The sequence below is a fragment of the Paenibacillus brevis genome (genome assembly GCF_018919145.1).
Taxonomy (GTDB): Bacteria; Bacillota; Bacilli; order Paenibacillales; family Paenibacillaceae; genus Fontibacillus; species Fontibacillus brevis.
Genome location: NZ_JAHLQJ010000036.1, coordinates 1 through 19,947, shown reverse-complemented (window position 1 = coordinate 19,947; position 19,947 = coordinate 1). Strand labels below are relative to the sequence as shown.

The 19,947-nt window shown below is 51.6% G+C and carries 15 protein-coding genes and 2 tRNA genes; 16 read left to right on the top strand and 1 reads right to left on the bottom strand.

Annotated features, from left to right (window positions below; all coding sequences use genetic code 11):
• Positions 1-621: 621 nt before the first annotated feature.
• The 8 genes from pyrR (at position 622) to KQJ23_RS23175 (ending at position 10,190) form a co-directional block, all read left to right on the top strand.
• Positions 622-1,167 carry a bifunctional pyr operon transcriptional regulator/uracil phosphoribosyltransferase PyrR gene (gene pyrR, locus KQJ23_RS23210; RefSeq protein WP_216481269.1) on the top strand — a complete coding sequence of 182 codons (546 nt, stop codon included), beginning with the start codon at positions 622-624 and terminating at the stop codon, positions 1,165-1,167.
• 1 nt (position 1,168) lies between these two features.
• Positions 1,169-2,080 carry an aspartate carbamoyltransferase catalytic subunit gene (locus KQJ23_RS23205; protein ID WP_216481268.1) on the top strand — a complete coding sequence of 304 codons (912 nt, stop codon included), beginning with the start codon at positions 1,169-1,171 and terminating at the stop codon, positions 2,078-2,080.
• Positions 2,081-2,106: 26 nt separating this feature from the next.
• Positions 2,107-3,399: a dihydroorotase gene (locus KQJ23_RS23200; RefSeq protein WP_216481267.1), complete on the top strand. Its 1,293-nt coding sequence runs from the start codon at positions 2,107-2,109 to the stop codon at positions 3,397-3,399.
• 56 nt (positions 3,400-3,455) lie between these two features.
• Positions 3,456-4,610 carry a glutamine-hydrolyzing carbamoyl-phosphate synthase small subunit gene (carA, locus tag KQJ23_RS23195; RefSeq protein ID WP_216481266.1) on the top strand — a complete coding sequence of 385 codons (1,155 nt, stop codon included), beginning with the start codon at positions 3,456-3,458 and terminating at the stop codon, positions 4,608-4,610.
• Positions 4,597-7,809, top strand: coding sequence for a carbamoyl-phosphate synthase large subunit (gene carB, locus KQJ23_RS23190; protein WP_216481265.1), 3,213 nt, complete (start codon positions 4,597-4,599; stop codon positions 7,807-7,809). Before carA ends, carB begins: the two co-directional genes overlap by 14 nt.
• Positions 7,810-7,902: 93 nt before the next feature.
• Positions 7,903-8,637 (top strand): orotidine-5'-phosphate decarboxylase, encoded by a 735-nt coding sequence (gene pyrF, locus KQJ23_RS23185; RefSeq protein WP_216481264.1) that lies wholly within the window; start codon positions 7,903-7,905, stop codon positions 8,635-8,637.
• Positions 8,634-9,275 (top strand): orotate phosphoribosyltransferase, encoded by a 642-nt coding sequence (gene pyrE / locus KQJ23_RS23180; protein WP_216481263.1) that lies wholly within the window; start codon positions 8,634-8,636, stop codon positions 9,273-9,275. The genes pyrF and pyrE overlap by 4 nt, the downstream gene beginning before the upstream one ends.
• Positions 9,276-9,371: 96 nt before the next feature.
• Positions 9,372-10,190, top strand: coding sequence for a MerR family transcriptional regulator (locus KQJ23_RS23175; RefSeq protein WP_216481262.1), 819 nt, complete (start codon positions 9,372-9,374; stop codon positions 10,188-10,190).
• A gap of 146 nt (positions 10,191-10,336) precedes the next feature.
• Here KQJ23_RS23175 and KQJ23_RS23170 read toward each other — a convergent pair whose 3' ends face one another.
• Entirely contained in the window at positions 10,337-11,947 is a 1,611-nt protein-coding gene (locus tag KQJ23_RS23170; RefSeq protein WP_216481261.1) for an S-layer homology domain-containing protein, read from the bottom strand.
• Positions 11,948-12,136: 189 nt separating this feature from the next.
• Here KQJ23_RS23170 and KQJ23_RS23165 point away from each other — a divergent pair, with 189 nt between their 5' ends.
• The 8 genes from KQJ23_RS23165 to KQJ23_RS23130 all read left to right on the top strand — a co-directional run bounded on the left by KQJ23_RS23165 (position 12,137) and on the right by KQJ23_RS23130 (position 19,833).
• Positions 12,137-12,976 carry an ABC transporter ATP-binding protein gene (locus KQJ23_RS23165; protein ID WP_430522329.1) on the top strand — a complete coding sequence of 280 codons (840 nt, stop codon included), beginning with the start codon at positions 12,137-12,139 and terminating at the stop codon, positions 12,974-12,976.
• Positions 12,936-14,030 (top strand): efflux RND transporter periplasmic adaptor subunit, encoded by a 1,095-nt coding sequence (locus tag KQJ23_RS23160; RefSeq protein WP_216481259.1) that lies wholly within the window; start codon positions 12,936-12,938, stop codon positions 14,028-14,030. The genes KQJ23_RS23165 and KQJ23_RS23160 overlap by 41 nt, the downstream gene beginning before the upstream one ends.
• Entirely contained in the window at positions 14,030-16,933 is a 2,904-nt protein-coding gene (locus KQJ23_RS23155) for an ABC transporter permease (RefSeq protein ID WP_216481258.1), read from the top strand. Before KQJ23_RS23160 ends, KQJ23_RS23155 begins: the two co-directional genes overlap by 1 nt.
• 3 nt (positions 16,934-16,936) lie before the next feature.
• On the top strand, positions 16,937-17,833 hold the full coding sequence (locus tag KQJ23_RS23150) for an ABC transporter ATP-binding protein (RefSeq protein ID WP_216481257.1): 897 nt from the start codon (positions 16,937-16,939) through the stop codon (positions 17,831-17,833).
• Positions 17,823-19,334 (top strand): ABC transporter substrate-binding protein, encoded by a 1,512-nt coding sequence (locus KQJ23_RS23145; protein WP_216481256.1) that lies wholly within the window; start codon positions 17,823-17,825, stop codon positions 19,332-19,334. The genes KQJ23_RS23150 and KQJ23_RS23145 overlap by 11 nt, the downstream gene beginning before the upstream one ends.
• Before the next feature lie 111 nt (positions 19,335-19,445).
• Complete coding sequence (locus tag KQJ23_RS23140; protein WP_212944140.1) at positions 19,446-19,610, top strand: hypothetical protein; 165 nt, start codon at positions 19,446-19,448, stop codon at positions 19,608-19,610.
• A gap of 56 nt (positions 19,611-19,666) precedes the next feature.
• Positions 19,667-19,740, top strand: a tRNA-Met gene (locus KQJ23_RS23135).
• Between the two features lie 19 nt (positions 19,741-19,759).
• Positions 19,760-19,833 (top strand) — tRNA-Ile (locus tag KQJ23_RS23130).
• Positions 19,834-19,947: the final 114 nt, after the last annotated feature.

The following is a 19,947-nucleotide window of genomic DNA, read 5'->3' as shown; positions in this document are numbered from 1 at the left end:
CCATTTCAGATTTTACTCAATCAAAGGAATCCGTGAACAACAGCGATCGTAAGCATACTTCACACGTTGCCCTCCGGCACGCGGCAAAATCATTAGTTGGTTTTATATTGGCAGTTGCTGCACAATTTCTTGAAACTGTGACGATGGATCGTTATCTTCGCAGCTTCTTAAGCTGAGTAGAAGGGCACCCTAAGGATCAAGATCCTTAGGGTGTTTTTTGTTTTTTTGGAGAGAATCTATACGGAAAGCAAAAATAAATAAATGATGGATTGAATAAATATTAATTGTAATGTATATTTATTAGTATCATTAATGAATTTTATAGCCTTCACAGGGAGTACGTAGCCATATTGCCAAAAAGGGTCTGCTTGACAGGCGCTCACGGGTCTGTCATAATTCATGTAAATCAATAAGAACCTTTAATTCAGTCCCGTGAGGCTGGCAAGGTAACGTGAATGAGGTTGGGATAGTTATGCCTAGAGCGGCATGCTATGTCTTGAACCTACATGACTGTCATAGTGGGACACTATGACCAGCGACTCCTTGCCTGAATGCGGCAAGGAGTTTTTTTGTGGCCAATCACGGACCTGGATGAGGAATTCTCTGGGGAGGCTAATTCAAATGAACAACGAGAGTCATATGATCATGGATGAAATGGCAATGAAACGGGCATTGACCCGGATTGCCCATGAAATTCTTGAACGCAACAGCGGTGTTGAAGGATGCATTCTGGCCGGAATCAAGACAAGAGGAGTATATCTCGCACAGCGCCTGGCTGAACGCCTAGAGGCGATTGAGGGAACAGCGATCCCATGGATGGAGCTTGACGTAACCTCCTATCGTGATGATCGGGCAGAACATGGTAAGAATAGCGCATCAGCTCAATTATCCGTATCCGTCCAAGGCAAGAAGGTCATTCTCCTGGACGATGTCCTGTATACAGGCAGAACGATCCGGGCTGCGATGGATGCGATTATGGATGCGGGGCGTCCGGATTCGATCCAGCTCGCCGTGCTGGTTGACCGGGGCCACCGGGAACTGCCGATCCGACCGGATTACATCGGCAAGAATGTGCCAACCTCCAAATCGGAGGAAATTGAGGTTCTGCTGCAGGAGACGGACGGAACGGATCTGGTCAGAATCTTGCAGGCGCGGGGGGATGAGTAGCATGACGATCACATCCTCTAGCTTGAAGGAGCACAGCCTCCTTGGCCTGAAAGAAATGAGCGCTGCGGAGATCAGTTCCATCCTGGATCGCGCAGCTTATTGGGAGAGCCGGACCGAGAAGAAGACACCGATTTTAAAAGATCGTTTTGTAGCCAATATGTTCTTTGAAAACAGCACCCGTACCCGCTTCTCCTTCGAAATGGCCGAGAAAAGACTCGGTGCCGAAGTGCTGAACTTTGCGGCGGCCGCATCCAGTGTAGAAAAAGGAGAGTCCATTTATGACACTGTCCGCACCCTGGAGTCGATGGGCATTAACGCCGGAGTCATCCGTTTGAAGCCGAACGGCCTGCTGGCTGATTTGGCTCAGCGTGTATCCGTACCGCTGATCAACGCCGGTGATGGAAATAACGAGCATCCGACACAAGCACTGCTCGACTTGTACACCATGCGCAAGCATTTTGGCGAGCTAAAGGGACTGAAGGTCTCGATCATCGGTGACATCAAGCATAGCCGGGTCGCCCGCTCCAATCTGTGGGCCTTGCAAAAACTCGGCGCCGAGGTGAAGTTCTGTGCTCCGCCTAGCATGCAAGCAGCGGAGCTAGCGGTACACGCTCCATATGTGCCCATGGAGGAAGCGCTGTGCGCTGATGTGGTCATGATGCTGCGGGTTCAGCTTGAGCGGCATGCCGAGGGATTATTGAAATCCGCGGATCAATACCGGCTGGAGTATGGTCTCACAGAAGAGCGTGCTGCCTTGCTGCCGCCTCACGTGATTATCATGCATCCTGCGCCGGTGAACAGAAATGTAGAGATTGACGATCTGGTTGTAGAGCATGCACAGTCGAGGATATTCCAGCAAATGTCGAATGGGGTTCCAATCCGGATGGCCGTAATGGAGAGAGCGTTAAAATAGCAATTCGAAAGCGAGGGTGATATAAGGTGCTGTTCATCATAAATAATGCCCGACTCCTGAATGGAGCCGGCGAATTGGTTACAGGACATATCGTAGTGAAAGACGGAGTCATTCAAGAGGTCAAGTTCGGAGAGAGCGTCTCGGAACTGACGCAGAACACCGAAGCCGAGGTTGTCGATGCTGCCGGCAAGCTGGTTACGCCGGGCTTCATTGATATGCATGTCCATCTTCGGGAACCGGGCTTCGAGCATAAAGAAACGATTGAGACGGGAGCGCGTTCTGCGGCTAAGGGAGGGTTTACAACCATCGCTTGCATGCCGAACACAAAGCCAGTTACCGACAATGCTGAGGTTGTAAGCTTCGTTCGCGAGAAGGCCCGGCAAGCCGGGTTAGTGAATGTGCTGCCTTATGCGGCCATCACGAAAGGGGAGCAAGGGCAGGAACTGACGGACTTTGCCGCCCTGAAAGAAGCCGGTGCAATCGGCTATACCGATGATGGTGTAGGGGTGCAAAGCGCCCAAATGATGAAGGATGCCATGGCTCTAGCGGCTTCACTGGATATGCCGGTGATCGCGCACTGCGAGGATAACTCGCTGGTGGTCGGGGCGCCGGTCGCTGAAGGCTCATTCGCCGAGCGCCATGGGCTGAAGGGGATTCCGAATGAATCCGAAGCCATTCATGTCGGAAGAGATATTCTGCTGGCTGAAGCGACAGGCGTGCACTATCATGTGTGCCATGTCAGCACAGAGCAGTCGATCAGGTTGATCCGGCAAGCCAAGGAAATCGGAATTCGGGTAACCGCAGAGGTATGTCCTCATCATCTGATCCTGTCAGAAGAGGATATTCCAGGGCTGGATACCAATTGGAAGATGAATCCGCCGCTAAGGTCACGGCGTGATGTAGAGGCCTGCATCCAGGCGCTGGAGGACGGAACCATTGATATGATCGTTACAGATCACGCGCCCCATAGTGCGGAAGAGAAGGCGAGAGGGATGCTTCAAGCGCCGTTCGGAATTGTTGGCTTCGAGACGGCCTTCCCGCTCCTATATACAAAATTCGTCAAGACCGGCCGATGGAGCCTGGATTTTCTGGTCAAAAGAATGACGGAAACGCCGGCCGATGTATTCCGGCTAAGCGCTGGCCGCCTGCAAGCCGGCGCACCCGCAGATTTGACGGTGGTTGATCTGGAGAAGGAGCAGGAAGTCAATCCGGAGCAATTCGCATCCAAGTCGAACAATACGCCGTTTGGCGGCTGGAAGCTCTCGGGCTGGCCTGTTATGACGGTCGTCCAAGGCCGCATTATTTTCAGAGAAAATTAAGTTGAATAAGAAAGCATGGGCTTATATAGAACATACACGTAAAGGAGTGCTGCAAGATGCAGGCAAGATTGTTGTTGGAAGACGGCACGCTGTTCACCGGACTATCGTTCGGCGCAGAAGCGGAGATGACCGGCGAAGTCGTATTTAATACCGGAATTACAGGATACCAGGAGGTCCTGTCCGATCCGTCCTATTGCGGACAAATCGTGACCATGACCTATCCCTTGATCGGCAACTACGGTATTTCCCGCGACGATTTCGAGTCGATTGCCCCGTCGATCCACGGGTTTGTCGTCCGCCGCTACGAGCCTTCGCCAAGCAATTGGCGGGCGCAGTACTGCCTTGGAGATTTACTTAAGGAATACGGTATTCCCGGTATCAGCGATATCGATACCCGTATGCTGACCCGGATTATCCGCCAGCACGGCACGATGAAGGGAATTATCACAACCTCGGCGAAGTCGGTGGCGGAATTACAGGAGCAAATGAAGTTAACCAGCATTGATGAGCTGCGTAACCAGGTGGCTCGTACCTCGACCACGCATGTATATAGCAGTCCGGGCGCAAAAGAGCGGATTGTTCTGGTGGATTTTGGAGCCAAGAGCGGAATCCTGAGAGAACTCAACAAGCGTGATTGCGATGTGGTCATTGTCCCGCATAACACGACAGCCGAGGAGATTCGCCGGCTTGATCCGGATGGCATTCAGTTGTCCAACGGCCCTGGCGATCCGAAGGACGTTCCTTATGCCGTGGAAATGATCTCCGAGCTGCTTGGTGAATATCCGATCTTCGGCATCTGCCTGGGCCACCAGCTGCTGTCGCTGGCCTGCGGAGCAGATACAGAAAAGCTGAAATTCGGACACCGCGGCGGAAATCACCCGGTTAAAGAGCTGGAGAGCGGACGCTGCTACATTACATCGCAAAACCACGGCTACACCGTCAACGAGGCTTCACTGCAAGGGACGGATCTGGTCGTTACCCATATCAATAACAATGACAAGACCGTAGAAGGCGTCAAGCATACAAAGCATCCGGCATTCTCGGTGCAATACCACCCCGAAGCCGCACCTGGACCGCATGATAACGGATATCTGTTCGACCGCTTCATCGAGATGATTCGCGAGCATAAGCTCCGTTATCCGCATAAGCCGCGTCAAGCGAAATGGATATCTACAGCGAAAGGAGAGCAACAAGTACATGCCTATAAATAAAGATCTAAAGAAAATTCTTGTCATCGGCTCCGGTCCGATCGTGATCGGTCAGGCCGCTGAATTTGACTATGCCGGTACGCAAGCTTGCCAGGCTTTGAAAGAAGAAGGCGTAGAGGTTGTTTTGATCAATAGCAACCCTGCAACGATCATGACGGATACGAATATGGCGGATAAGGTGTATATCGAACCGATCACACTTGATTTCGTAACCCAGATCATCCGCCAGGAGCGTCCGGATGGACTTCTGCCAACGCTTGGCGGCCAGACAGGTCTGAATATGGCTGTTGAGCTCGCCCGTGCAGGCGTTCTGGAGAGCGAAAATGTCCGGTTACTCGGAACCCAGTTGAATTCCATTGAAAAGGCGGAAGACCGGGACCTGTTCCGCGAGCTGATGCGTGAGCTGGAGCAGCCGGTTCCGGAAAGCACAATTATTACCTCGGTGGAGGAAGCCCTGACATTTGCGGAAGAGATCGGTTATCCGGTTATCGTTCGCCCGGCCTACACGCTGGGAGGAACAGGCGGAGGAATCTGCGCAAATATCACCGAGCTTAAGGAGACGGTTGCCTCAGGCATCCGTTATAGTCCGATCGGGCAATGTCTGATCGAGAAGTCGATCGCAGGCTTGAAAGAAGTCGAGTATGAGGTAATGCGGGACGCAAATGACAACTGCATTGTCGTCTGCAATATGGAGAACTTTGATCCGGTCGGCGTACATACCGGGGACAGTATTGTTGTAGCGCCAAGCCAGACGCTGTCTGACCGGGAGTACCAAATGCTTCGTTCGGCTTCACTTAAGATCATTCGTGCTCTGAACATTGAAGGCGGCTGTAATGTACAGTTTGCTCTGGATCCTCAGAGCTTCCAGTACTATGTGATTGAAGTGAATCCGCGGGTAAGCCGCTCCTCGGCGCTCGCTTCCAAGGCAACAGGCTACCCGATCGCGAAGATGGCGGCTAAGATAGCACTGGGATATACACTGGATGAAATCGTGAACCCGGTAACCGGACAGACCTATGCCTGCTTCGAGCCAACCCTTGATTATATTGTCAGCAAAATTCCACGCTGGCCGTTCGACAAGTTCGTCCATGCCAACCGCAAGCTCGGCACGCAGATGAAGGCGACCGGGGAAGTGATGGCGATTGGACGCACCTTCGAAGAGTCGATTCAAAAGGCAGTTCGTTCGCTGGAGATTGGCACTCACCGCCTGTATCTCAAGGGAGCCGACCAGCTTGAAGAAGAGGTGCTGAATCAACGCCTCATTAAAGCGGATGATGAGCGGCTGTTCCTGATCGCCGAAGCGTTCCGCAGAGGCTATACACTCCAGCAAATTCAGGATCTGACGCAAGTGGATTGGTGGTTCCTGGACAAAATCGAGCGGCTGGTACAGTTCGAGAGCAACATTGCTGCTGAGAGCGAGCTGGACTACGAGACGCTGTACGAAGCGAAGCGTCTTGGATTTACCGACCGTGCCATCGCAGAGCTTCGGGCGGCGGGACAACCGCAGGGAACCCATCTGACCGAGCAAAGCGTAACCCAATTCCGCAAGGAGCGGGGGCTGAAGCCGGTCTATAAAATGGTGGACACCTGTGCGGCCGAGTTCGAGGCGTCGACGCCTTACTACTACTCGACCTACGAGACAGAAAATGAAGTCATTCATACGAATAAAGAAAAGATCCTAGTCCTCGGCTCCGGCCCGATCCGAATCGGGCAAGGCATCGAGTTTGACTACTCAACGGTTCATGCCGTATGGGCCATTCAAAAGGCCGGATATGAGGCGGTAATTATAAACAACAATCCGGAGACGGTGTCTACTGACTTTAATACGTCGGACCGCTTGTACTTCGAGCCGCTCTTCTTCGAGGATGTCATGAATGTCATTGAACAGGAGCAGCCGGTCGGCGTGATCGTACAGTTCGGAGGGCAGACCGCAATTAATCTGGCGGCTCCGCTGCAGGCGGCAGGTGTGCGGATTCTCGGAACGAGTCTGGACAGCATCGATGAAGCGGAGGATCGCAAGAAATTCGAGGCGCTTCTCTCCAAGCTGGGCATCGCACAGCCGAAGGGCAGTACGGTTACCTCGGTAGAGGAAGCAGCCGCAACCGCGCAATCGCTCGGATATCCGGTGCTGGTTCGTCCATCGTATGTACTCGGCGGCCGGGCGATGGAAATCGTCTACTCCGATGAAGAATTGCTGAAATACATGAAAGAAGCGGTGAACATCAACCCGCAGCATCCGGTGCTGATTGACCGGTACATGCTCGGTAAAGAAGTTGAGGTTGATGCGATCTGCGACGGCGAGACCGTATTGATCCCGGGTATCATGGAGCACGTGGAACGCGCGGGCGTCCATTCGGGCGACTCCATTGCGGTCTATCCGCCTCAGCATCTGTCAGAGGAGCTGAAAAGCAAAGTCACCGAAATTACAATGAAGATAGCCAAGGAACTAAAGACCGTGGGTCTGGTCAACATCCAGTTCGTCATCTACAAAGATGAAGTATACGTAATCGAAGTGAATCCGCGTTCCTCCCGTACCGTACCGTTCTTGAGCAAAGTAACCAATATTCCGATGGCGAATGTAGCTACGAAATGTATTCTGGGAACGAAGCTGAAGGATTTGGGTTATCATGATGGACTCTGGCCGGAGAGCAAGCAGGTGGCGGTTAAGGTACCGGTATTCTCCTTCGCTAAGCTGCGCAGAGTAGAGCCGACACTCGGGCCGGAGATGAAATCAACGGGCGAGGTTATGGGCCGTGATCCCCAGTATGCGAAGGCGCTTTATAAAGGCTTGATCGGCGCAGGGATGAAGATTCCGGCCACCGGGGCTGTCATTGCCACGGTTGCGGATAAAGATAAGGATGAAGCGGTAGAGCTGTTGAAGGGCTTCTACAAGCTGGGCTATAAAATCATCGCGACAGAAGGTACGGCCGCAACTCTCACAGAAGCAGGCATACGCGTGACTACGGTTCACAAGCTGACCGAAGGCGTGCCGAATATTCTTGATCTGATCCGCAGCGGCGAGGCTCACTTTGTCATCAATACCTTGACCAAAGGCAAGGAACCGGAGCGCGATGGCTTCCGGATTCGCCGGGAAGCGGTGGAGAATGGCATCGTATGTATGACTTCGCTCGATACGGTGCGGGCATTGTTGAACATGCTGGAGACGATCAACTTCTCGTCCCAAGCGATGCCGAGCCTGTAATCTATCGGATAGTAAATTAAAACCAAATATAGGTCCTGCGGCTCCGAAGCTATCAGAAGCATCGGGGCCGCAGGTGTGACAGGAGGAGAAAAGATGTCGTTATCCTATAGCGAGGCTGCGGGAAAGCTGATGGTGGCACTGGATTATTCTTCGGCTGAGCAAGCAAAGACTTTGATCCGCGAGTTGGAAGGAATTCCTTGCTATATGAAGGTGGGAATGCAGCTCTTCTATGCGGCCGGAGCGGACTTTGTCAAGGAACTGAAAGCAGGCGGCTACAAGGTATTTCTGGATCTAAAGCTCCACGATATCCCGAACACGGTGAAGGGAGGCGCAAACAGCATCACCCGCCTAGGGGTAGATATGTTCAATGTTCATGCCGCCGGAGGGACGAACATGATGGCTTCCGCGATGGAAGGTGCGCTTGAAGCGCTTGAAACTCACTCAGCGGCAAGACCTTTGCTAATTGGCGTTACCCAATTGACCAGTACGGATCAAGAGACGATGAACCGTGAGATCGGTATCCCGGGAAGCGTGGAGTCAGCCGTATTGGCGTATGCCTCATTGACAAAGGGGGCCGGGCTTGATGGCGTGGTGGCGTCGCCGCTGGAAGTGCCCGCAATTAAGGCTCATTGCGGCAAAGACTTTATTACAGTGACACCGGGCATCCGTCCTGCTGGCAGCAGCCGGGGAGATCAGTCCCGTACCCTGACGCCGGCGGAAGCCGTACGCTCAGGCACCGATTATATGGTAATCGGGCGTCCGATTACTGGAGCAACCGTACCGCGCGAAGCGGCGGAACAGATTATCAGGGAGATGATGGAAGTATGATGAATACGGAAAATATTGCAAGGCAAATCGCAGAAAGACTGCTCTCAATTGGGGCAGTAGCCCTGCGCCCGCACCAGCCCTTTACCTGGACATCAGGCATTAAATCTCCGATCTACTGCGATAACCGATTAACGATGTCCTATCCTGAGATTCGTGATCTGATCGCAGCATCCTTTGCAGCGGTGATCTCGGAGAGTTATCCGGAAGCGGAGGTTGTAGCCGGAACAGCAACGGCAGGAATTCCGCATGCCGCCTTCACAGCCCAGAAGCTTGGCTTGCCTATGGCTTATGTTCGGGACAAGGCCAAAGGCCACGGCAAGGAGAATCAAATCGAAGGGTTGATTAAGCCGGGGCAGAAAGTGATCGTCATCGAAGATCTGATCTCCACCGGAGGCAGTTCTATTAAAGCAGCACAGGCGATCCGCGAGGCAGGAGCCGAGCCGTTGGCGGTTTTGGCCATTTTCAGCTATCAGTTGGATAAGGCTGCGCGGGCTTTTGAAGAGTCAGGGGTTGTGCTGCAGACACTGTCCAACTATTCAGCCCTGATCGAGGTAGCGGCGGAGCAAGGGTTGATCAAGCCGGAGGATTTGGCATTGCTGAAGTCCTGGCGGGAAGATCCAGGCTCATTCGGACAGTAAATCATGCATTTTATAAAATGCTGTTGACTCTCACACTATGGTATACTCCACTATAAAAATGAGCTCGGTAACACATATATGTGGAGGATAAACTAGATGCTAAGAATCGGCGATTTTTCTAAATTATCAAGAATCAGTATCCGGATGCTGCGTCATTATGACGAGATCGGCCTGCTTGTGCCGGAGAGCGTGGATTGTTCATCGGGCTACCGCTATTATTCCGAAGGACAACTTATGCTGGCGAACCGGATTGATGCTCTGAAGAGCATGGGGTTCAGCTTATCCATGATTGCTCAAATCATGATGACCTGCAAGGAGCCTGGTGATTTGAAGCAATACCTGGATTTGAAGCAGGCGGAAATGATGGAGCAAGCAGAGAAGATCGACAGGCAATTGCTGCTTCTTGAGACGACGATTCGACGGCTCGGGGAGGAAGAGTATTTTATGGAATATAGTGTAACGCTTAAAGAAATGCCGCAAAGAACTGTGGCTAGCTTGAGAAAGATCATTCCCGCTTATGATCAGGAGGGACTGCTCTGGGGTTTGTTAACAAAGGAGCTTGAAGGTCAACAGGTTCAGCTTGCTAATCCATGCTATTCGCTGGCCATCTTTCACGACGAGGGCTATAAGGAAAACGATGTAGATGTGGAAATTCAAATCTCGGTGGACGGCAGCTATCAAGATACGGAAAATGTCAAATTTAAGACGGTTCCGCCTGTCTTAGTTGCATCGGCCGTCTACAAAGGCGGATACGAGCAGATTACCCCTGTCAATCAGGCGGTAGCTGCCTGGATTCGGGATAATCAATACAACCTGGCCGAGTCGATGTTTTCGATTTATCATGTCAGCCCGGCTATCGATCCCAACCCGGAGAATTGGGTGACAGAGGTCTGTTATCCGGTTATTCCGAAATAGCAACTATACCAAAACAGGCCCGCGTCAGTTATGCGCGGGCTTGTTCTTATTGATTACGGGTGCTTTAAAAGCGTGGGGACAAGCCCTCCGGAGAGCCGGTATGGAGTCGAAACAGCAAGTGTAAGTGCATGCCGGTTGTAGACTCCCTATGGTTTCCAAGCTTTTAGATCGTGATACTTGGCTGCATTTCTCAGGGAAGGCCAAATGTCGGACGTCTCCCCCCCAATATGCCAGTAGGCAAATCCGGCAATGTTTCGTTCCAGGGCCATGTTGTATTTTGAAGATAAGGAGCGGCTGTCCTCCAGCCAAATTTGATGGGTCTTCCCGCCAGAGACATAGCTTGATACGTATTGGCCCAGATTGCTGTTCCAGCTAGGACGCAAGCCAAACGTTGCGATTCGCTGCATTTGCTCCCCGAGTCTCAGATCCTCGGAGCTCTGCGTAGCTCCTGAAAGGTTAGCCGTCCAATCTCTTGTGTAGAGCGGCATGCCGAGGATCACCTTGGAAGCATCAACCTTCTCAAGCAGTGTATCCAAGCCGCTGCGCACCCAAGGCAGCGAAGCGACCGAGCCTGCTATTCCTCCGCTCCAGTGTTCGTCATACCCCATTAGAACGACATAGTCGGCCTGCTTGCCGATAGCTGCATAATCGAACGCTTCGGTCCAATCCGTACCAAGATCCGGAGAGACATCGACGGATAATGTAACGTCCTTATCGTGAAGCTGCTTGGCAAGCTCGGTCACGAAGGAGGTGAAGGCCTTGCGGTTCGAGGGGGCTACATTTTCAAAGTCGAGATTAATTCCGTCCAAGCCGTATTTTTGGGCAAGTTGAACCACTTTTGTGATTGCGGCTGACGTTTTGGCGGAAGAGGCTAGTAAAGCTTTGGTATTTTCCTGACTCAGCCGGTTGCCGAACATGGCCCATACCTTCTTTTCTTGCTGATGCGCCCAACTGACAAGCTCGTTGCTTCCGCTATCCGAGATTCCGCCGTCCGCATCGAGAAAGAACCATCTTGGCGACAGTACATTCACATTCGATGTCAGCACGGATTGCTTGAATTCGGCGTTGCTCTGCTGGTATTGCCAGCCAAGCTGGATCCTATCGGGTCCCTTGGCGGCAAGCTTACTTGACCAGGCCGTATTCTGAAGCAATCTGTCCAAGATAACGGCGGTCTCCTGCCGGGACAGCGCCTGCTGCGGCTCGAATTTCCCTTCGTTTCCTTGCATGAGCTGAAGCTTGGCCATCGCATATACAGCCCCGCTGGCCCAGGATGAGATTGCTGCATGATCCCGGAATTCCAGACGTTGGATATCTGACGATGAGGCTGAAGGTGTGCCTGTGATCTTCTGAAGCCAAATGGCCGCTTCCTGCCTCGTTAACGCATTTTTGGGCGCAAAAAGGCCATCCCCCAGGCCTTCGGTAAGCCCGGCCCCGGTTGCGGCTTGAATGGCTGAGTAGTACCAGTCGCTTGGTTGTACATCCTTGTACGCTGCAACTGCCGATGAGACCGATTCAAGTCCTAGCAGCCGGTTGAGGGTAACCAGAAACTCTGCACGGGTAATAGATTGAGCAGGAGAAAAAGTAGATGCTGTGGTTCCATTCATAATGTTATTCTCAGTTAATGAAATAATAGCTTCTTTGGCATAGCTGCCATCCAGATCTCGAAAAGAGAGGCCGCTGCCAAGCACCGGGGTCTGTGAAGGAAGGAATGCTGAGCCGAGCAGTGCAGTCAGCAGTGCCGCGCAAAAAAATTTCATGAATAAAGTCCGCCTCTCATTTAGGAAATAAATAACTTCCATAATTCTACCAAAAATGCTAGACTCTATCAGTGATAAAAATATGGAAATTAAATCTCAATATCGTAAAATACGTTGTAACTTTTTGGCATGTTTTTTCGTTTATAATGCATGACATGAGTGATACATAAAGGAGAACGATAAAAGATGATAGGGTGGCTTCGCAAAAGTACAAGGCGTGGGGATGAAGCTTCACTGTCCGTATCTTCGGAGGGAGACGTGACGGAAGAGGAAGCATTGCTCGAGGAGGAGCATTCCGATGAACCCGTCGATCATGAACCAGATGAAAAGACAGTTCCGGTTCCTCTTGAGACGGGGCCGATTCTGTCTGTGCGGGAGGTTCATCGATCCTTTCCGGTTGGCGGTGGAGAAATCCATGTCCTGAAAGGCATCAACATGGAAGTATTACCCGGCCAGCTCGTCATGCTAAAGGGACGGTCCGGATCCGGCAAGACGACACTACTGAATATGCTCGGCGGCCTTGATCAGCCTTCCTCGGGGGAGATTCTGTTCCGGGGACAGCCGATGCATGAGCTGAATGATGACAGGCGCACGCTCATGCGCAGACATGATATCGGGTTTATTTTTCAAGCGTATGCCTTGCTTCCTTTACTTTCGGCTTGGGAGAATGTAGAGCTCTCGCTGCGGATGGCTGGCGTTCCTTCGAGTGAATGGAAGCAAAGGGTAGCCCACTGTCTAGAACTGGTGGGTCTGGGCAAGCGTATGTTCCATCGGCCGTTTGAGCTGTCGGGCGGGGAACAGCAGCGGGTTGCGATTGCCAAGGCGATCGCTCATAAGCCGAAGCTGCTGCTAGCGGATGAACCGACGGCGAATCTGGATTCTCAGATGGGTGCTCAGGTCATGGCCGTATTCAGAAATATCATTCATACCGAACACATGACAATTTGCATGACAACTCATGATCCTACAATTTTGGAGGTAGCAGACCATGTTTACGAAATGGTGGATGGAAAATTTATCGGGAAGTAGGAAAGGCGCCCGCAGAATGCTGGGAGTGATGTCAATCTGTCTGGCCGTTGCGGCGGCAGCTACAGGCTGTTCACTGCTCCCGAACGAGGATGAAGAGGAGGTTCTCCCGGTCATTACGCCGCCTACCATCTCTAAGAAGCCAGAGTACGAGGTACGGTCCGAGACGATCGAACTGAAGGTTAGTGCAGTCGGCAAAATTATGAGCCAGCGCGAAGAGCCGCTGTATTTTACAGAGGACGGGCTTCATATACAGGAAGTGAAGGTAAAGGCCGGCGATAAAGTCAGCGAGGGCGATGTTCTGGTAGTGCTGGATGTGAAGGACCTGGAGAAGGATCTTCGCAAGAAACGCCTCGATTTTCGTCAGCAGGAACTATCTATGAAGGAAACGCTTCGGACGAAGGATGAGATGGATGAGATCGAGTTCGAAAAAGCATCCATCGTCTTTGAAGAGCAGCGTCAGGAACTGGTCGATCTGGAGCAGAAAATTGCCGACGCTACACTGCGTGCGCCATTTTCGGGAACGATTGTCTCCATGACTGCCCAGAAGGGCGGAACGATCAAGGGATATGAGTCGCTGGGCATTATTTCCGATACGACTTCTCTGGTTGTAGCGGCTTCTTTTGCTAAAGAGGATCTGACCAAGCTGGCCGTCGGAATGAATGCACAGGTGGATATTAATGCTGCCGGGTTGTTCCAAGGAAAGATTAAAGCCATGCCTGCTACGACGAGCGACTCGAATAATAATGGAAACCAGGGCGGCGGGGAGCCCGAGAAGGACACAACCGATAAATATCTGATTGTGGAACTGGATAAATGGCCTGCTGACGTCGAGCGCGGGCGGCAGCTCAGCGTATCCATTGTGACCGAGCGGAAGGAGAATGCAACGCTGATTCCGATCTCTGCGCTTCGCTCCATCGGATCAAGAACCTACGTCCAGGTGGCAGAGCCTGACGGCTCGAAACGGGAGGCGGATGTGGAGGTTGGCATGCAGACCTCGACAGATGTCGAAATCATTAAAGGGCTTGAGCCGGGACAGAAAGTTGTGGGTCGCTAATGGGAGTTCCTTTGCTTCGGCTATTATTTCGAAAAATGTGGAATACGAAATGGCTGACGCTCAGTACGCTATTGGGATTGATCGTAGCTGTTTCGTTCACGGTGAGTATACCGATGTATTCGGACGGGTCGCTGAAAAGAGTAGTCTCCAGTACGCTTCAGGCGGAGAGCGAAGGGCTTCCTGCCGGCTCGCTTATTATGAGCTATCAGGCTCCTGGCGGAACCAAGACGGACCTGTCCGGACTGGAAGCCGTCAGTCAATACATAGCTTCGGAGGTGCCTGAGCAGATTGGGTTCCCTTATGAAGCCTATGTTAACTCACGGTCGATCCGGGGTACTGAGGTATATCCGGAGGATCCGACCAAGGTGGATGCCAGCCGTACTCGTACGATGGGCATCGTCTCGATGAGCGGCTTGAGTGACCGGATCTCGGTAACGGGAGGACAGCTGTTCTCAGAGGCAGCAGGCGGAGACGTACTTGAGGCGTTGATGCTTGAAGAAGCGATGTACCGTCAGGATCTTCACGTCGGCGATGTGATGGAATACCCGGTATATAGCGGTGTGGATGTTACTTTGAAAGTAAAAATCGTTGGCTCCTTCGTTCCGGAAAATGAGAGCGATCCTTATTGGTATCAAGGCTACGAAGGTATGATGAATACGTTTTATATCAGCGAGCAGGCCTTTAACGGCAAGCTGCTCAAGGAGCTTGGCATTCCGCTTCATAATTCAAGCTGGTACTACGCCTTTGATCTTCGCGAGATCAAGACGGGGCAGCTCTCTCCGCTGTCAGGCACATTGGAGAGACTGAATGTCGAGCTTTACCAGAAGCTGAAGGATACCAAGGTCGATCTTTCCTTTGGAAGCCTGTTGGATGATTTCCGGAGGCAGAGCCTCCAAATGCAAACCCTGTTGTTCACACTGGCGGCACCGATGATTGCCATGGTCTTTTATTTTATTGTCATGAACGCCCGCCAGTCCCTGGATAAGCAGCAAAGCGATATTGCCGTTTTGCGCAGCCGGGGCGCTTCCACAAAGCAGATTATATTCATATATTTGCTGGAGGGGCTGCTTCTCGGAGCCGTTTCCCTAATCGCCGGACCGCTTCTTGGATGGTTTATGTCCAAAAGCATCGGCTCGGCGGACGGGTTTCTGGCCTTCGTCAACCGCAAATCGATTCCGGTCGGGTTTAATAGCGATGCTCTCTTGCTTGGGGTTGCCGCAGTTATCATAGCGATTCTGGCTACGGTGCTGCCGGCTGTATCCTATGCAAGAGCTTCGATCGTGAATGCCAAGCAGAAGCAGGCGAGATCCGATCGCAGACCGGGATGGCAGCGCTGGTTCATCGATATTGTGCTGATGGGCCTAGCGGGTTACGGTTACTATTTGTTCTATGAACGGCAAATGCTGACCTTTCAGACAGGTATGACGACAGATCAACTGCAGGTACAACCGTTTCTATTCTTCGTACCCGCACTGGCCATTTTCTCGATCGGACTCTTCTTCCTGCGGGTGTTCCCGTGGATTCTGAAGCTGATCGGCTGGATCGGCAAGAAGTGGCTTCCGGTTCCTTACTATTTAAGCTTGACGCAATTATCACGTTCCTCATCTTCCTACTATCCGCTTATGATTTTGCTCGTCCTAACGCTCGGGCTAGGTGTCTACAACGCCTCTGCAGCTAGAACGATCGATTTGAACTCCACCGAGCGGACACTGTACAAATACGGTGCCGACGTTGTTATGCAGACGGTATGGGAGGCTACTCCGGAGCTGTCCAAGAACCCTTCGCAGGGTGGAAATAACGGCGGAGGCAATGGAGGCGGTAATGGCGGCAACGGTGGTAATGGCGGCGGTGGCGGCCAAGGCGGAGGAGGTCAAGGCGGAGGACAGGGGCAGCAGCCGACGAAGCTGATCTACTCGGAGCCTCCGTTCGAGGTGTTCCGCAAGCTTGAAGGAGTGGAGCATGCTGCAAGAGTATTGCAGACGAAGGCCAACATCATTATATCGGGGAAATCTGCCGGGCAAGGGAATTTAATGGGGATCGATAACGTTGATTTCGCCAAGGTAGGATGGTTCCGCAATGACTTGTTCCCGGCTCACCCTTATCAATATCTGAACTTGCTAGGGATGAATGAGAGCGCAGCGCTGGTGCCATCCAGATTGGCTGAGAAATATCAGCTCAAGCCAGGCGACGTGTTTACAGTATCGCTGGGAGAAGCTACGCTCGAATTCGCAGTTTACGGCATTCTGCCTTACTGGCCAAGTCAGTATCCGGATGAACAGCCGTTTGTTATTGCCAATCTTGACTATATTTACGATCAGTCACCGCTCATTCCTTATGAGGTGTGGCTGAAGATGGAGCCGGATGCCAAGGTGGCTCCGCTGATTACGAAGCTCGCCGAGGAGGGGGTAGACCTCTATTCCGTGAAGGATGTTCGCAGCGAGCTCGCGGCCCAGAGCAAGCACCCGACCCGAGGCGGGGTATTCGGAATTCTAAGTTTAGGGTTTATGGTATCCGTTGTCGTATCACTGATCGGATACGTATTATATTGGTTCTTCAATCTGTCTGGCCGGGTCGTACAATTCGGTATTTTGCGGGCGATGGGCTTATCCCGCAGACAGTTGACGTTCATGCTGCTTACAGAACAGCTGCTCACAGCAGGACTATCGATTATACTCGGGATTGTCATCGGCAAGGTTGCCGGCAAGCTATACTTGCCGTTCCTGCAGACAGCGGACAATGTGACCACACAGGTGCCGCCGTTCCGAATTATCTTCAACTCTTCCGATACATTGAAATTGTATGTCGTCGTGTTCGTGATGCTGCTGATGGGAGCAGGGCTCCTGTTCTGGCAAATCCGCAGACTGCGCGTGCATCAGGCCGTGAAGATGGGAGAGGAGCGGTAAGGTATGATCCATTGCGAAGGACTAGTTAAAATTTTCAAAACAGAAGATCTCGAGGTTGTGGCCTTGCAGGGGTTGAACCTGAATGTCCAGCAAGGTGAAATGATGGCGATTATCGGCAACAGCGGCAGCGGCAAGTCAACACTGCTCAACATTCTGGGCGGGCTTGACCGCCCGTCTGCCGGCCAGGTTAATGTCGGAGGCTGGGATCTGCTCAAGATCCGCGATGATCAATTGGTGGAATATAAACGTAATACGGTCGGATTTGTCTGGCAGAATAATGCCCGCAACCTGCTTCCGTATCTGTCAGCCCTGGAAAATGTGGAAATGCCGATGCTGCTTACCGGGAAGCTGGACCGTGCCTATGCCAGGCAATTGCTCGAATGGGTCGGACTGAAGGACAGAATGCACAATAAGCTGCACCAGCTGTCCGGGGGGGAGCAGCAGCGTGTAGCTATTGCGATCTCGCTCTCCAATCGTCCGAAAATGCTGCTTGCGGATGAACCGACAGGCTCGGTCGACACAGCGACCTCTGACCAGATTATGAACATTTTCCGGCAGGTTAATCGCGAGCTTGGCATTACTATCGTCATTGTTACCCACGATCTGGCTCTGGCCGGCAAAGTGGACCGTGTGGTAGCCATCCGTGACGGACTTACAAGCACCGAGTTCGTCAAGCGGAATCCGAATCTGGATCTGGCCTCCATCGATTCGGGAGTAGGTGCGCTGCAAGAGGTGCACGAGGCCTTTGTCGTGGTCGATCGCGTCGGACGCTTGCAGGTTCCGAAGGAATACCTTGATGCCGTTGGGATCGGCGGACGCGCAAGCATGGAATTTGATGGGGATAAGATCATTATTACAGCACCAAAAACTTTAGAGGGGGAGAACAACAATGAGTCATAAGGGATTCGGCAAGCTGAAAAAAATCGGTTCTGTATTGCTTAGCTCCATGGTAGTGATGGGTTTACTAGCCGGATGTACAGGCGGCAAATCCGCACAACAACAAGAAGAGAAGGTTCTGAGAATCGGGGTTCTCTACGGCAGTACGGATGATTCCTATTTCCGCCAGCAGTACACGGACATTTTTGAATATGCTAACTCCAATATTACGATTGAGATCGTTCCTGCAATTGATCAGAACCAATACCGCTACAATGACGGGTCGGAGCCTTACGTGCAGCCAGATTACCTGGAAAGCATGAAGAAAATTATGACAGGCAGCAATCCGGTTGATGTGGTCGTTGCCGACACCTCTACGTTGAAGCAATTGATTGCCGAGAATCTTTTGAAGCAGCTGGATCCGCTCGTACAGGAAGATAAATTTGATACAACGGACTATGTTCCGTCGGTAATCGAGGGTATCAAGGATTTAGGAGACGGTAATTTATATGCCCTGACTCCTTCCTTCTCCTCATCAGCGCTCTTCTATAATAAGAAGCTGTTCACGGATGCCGGAGTCACGCCTCCTACGGACAAAATGACCTGGGACGAAGTTTTTGATAAAGCGCGATTAGTGGCAAAAGGCGAAGGAAATGACCGTATATACGGATTTGCGTTTAACCGTTACAAAGGAAATGATCCTTACTGGGATATGCAAAATAACTATTTGAATACGCTCCAGTTAAAGACATTCGATGACAAAGCGGAGACAATGACCGTGGATACGCCGCAATGGACAAAGGTTTGGGAGACGGTTAGCAAGCTGGCCAAGGATGAAATTATCCCTAACAATAACAATATGGACTACTCCGAGCCATGGACTGCGATCAGCAGTGATTTGTTCCTGTCCGGTAAGGTAGCCATGACGGTGGCAGAGAGCTACTATATCAATGAAATTGCAGATGCTAATAACAATGTATCAAAGATTAAAAACTTCACGGCGGTCGATTGGGATGTAGTTACCGTACCTGTGCATCCGGAGAAGCCGGATGTGGGCGGGAACATCTGGTTGAACAACACCTTCTCAATTAATAGCAGCGCACCAAATGCTGATTCCGCATGGGAATTTATCAAGTTCATCAATGGCGAAGAGTTCGCCAAGCTGAAATCCCGCAGCAATAGCTATGAGATGGTATCACGTAAATCCTATATCCAGCCTAAACAAGGTCTTGACTACAACGTTCAGGCGTTCTACCTGTTGAAGCCGATACCGCCGACCGATTCAAAGCTGGATAGTCTGATGATGGAGAAGCAGGGTCTGTATAGTGTGACCAATATGGGCCGTAATTACTTCCAAGAGGTGCTTGAAAACAAGAAGACGCCGGCCGAAGCTCTAAAAGCCTGGTCCGAGAAAGGCAATACCATGCTTCAGGAAATTAAGCTTAATCCAAAAACCATGTTTCAGGAAGATGGAACGCCTTTTGTTCCGGAGGATACAGGGAATACAGGAGTTATCTATAACTAATATGAAGAAAGCCGCCGAATTTTCATTCGGCGGCTTTTTTTTGTTTAATTGGGTAATCTATAGGTAAGTTTCAAAGCTTATTCTTATTCATGCACGGGAGGTGACTCAAACTTGCGGTGGGTATATTTCAATAAGTTATACAGAACGAAGTTCCAGGCTGGCTGTCTTGCCAAGCGGCTTGAGCATGACGGCTGGATTTACGGTTTTGACGAAATGCGGGTCATTGAAATTTTTCGTTCCAGAAGAGGAAAGTACGGAGTAAGATTTATCCCTTAAGGACCTTGACGCCGAGCGTCAAGGTCGTGTATATTAATAAATGTCGCTATTTACGACGCGGGGTGGAGCAGCTCGGTAGCTCGTCGGGCTCATAACCCGAAGGCCGCAGGTTCAAATCCTGCCCCCGCAATCTTATTACCCGGAATCGGGGGCCCTTAGCTCAGTTGGTTAGAGCACTCGGCTCATAACCGATCGGTCACAGGTTCGAGTCCTGTAGGGCCCATAACGCAAAAACCCTCTTGCCGTGCAAGAGGGTTTTTGTTTTATTAATGGCTTAAGCCAGTTGAGTACGCGAAGCGTGCGAAACAGAAAACCACCCGCTATGCGGGTGGTGTAG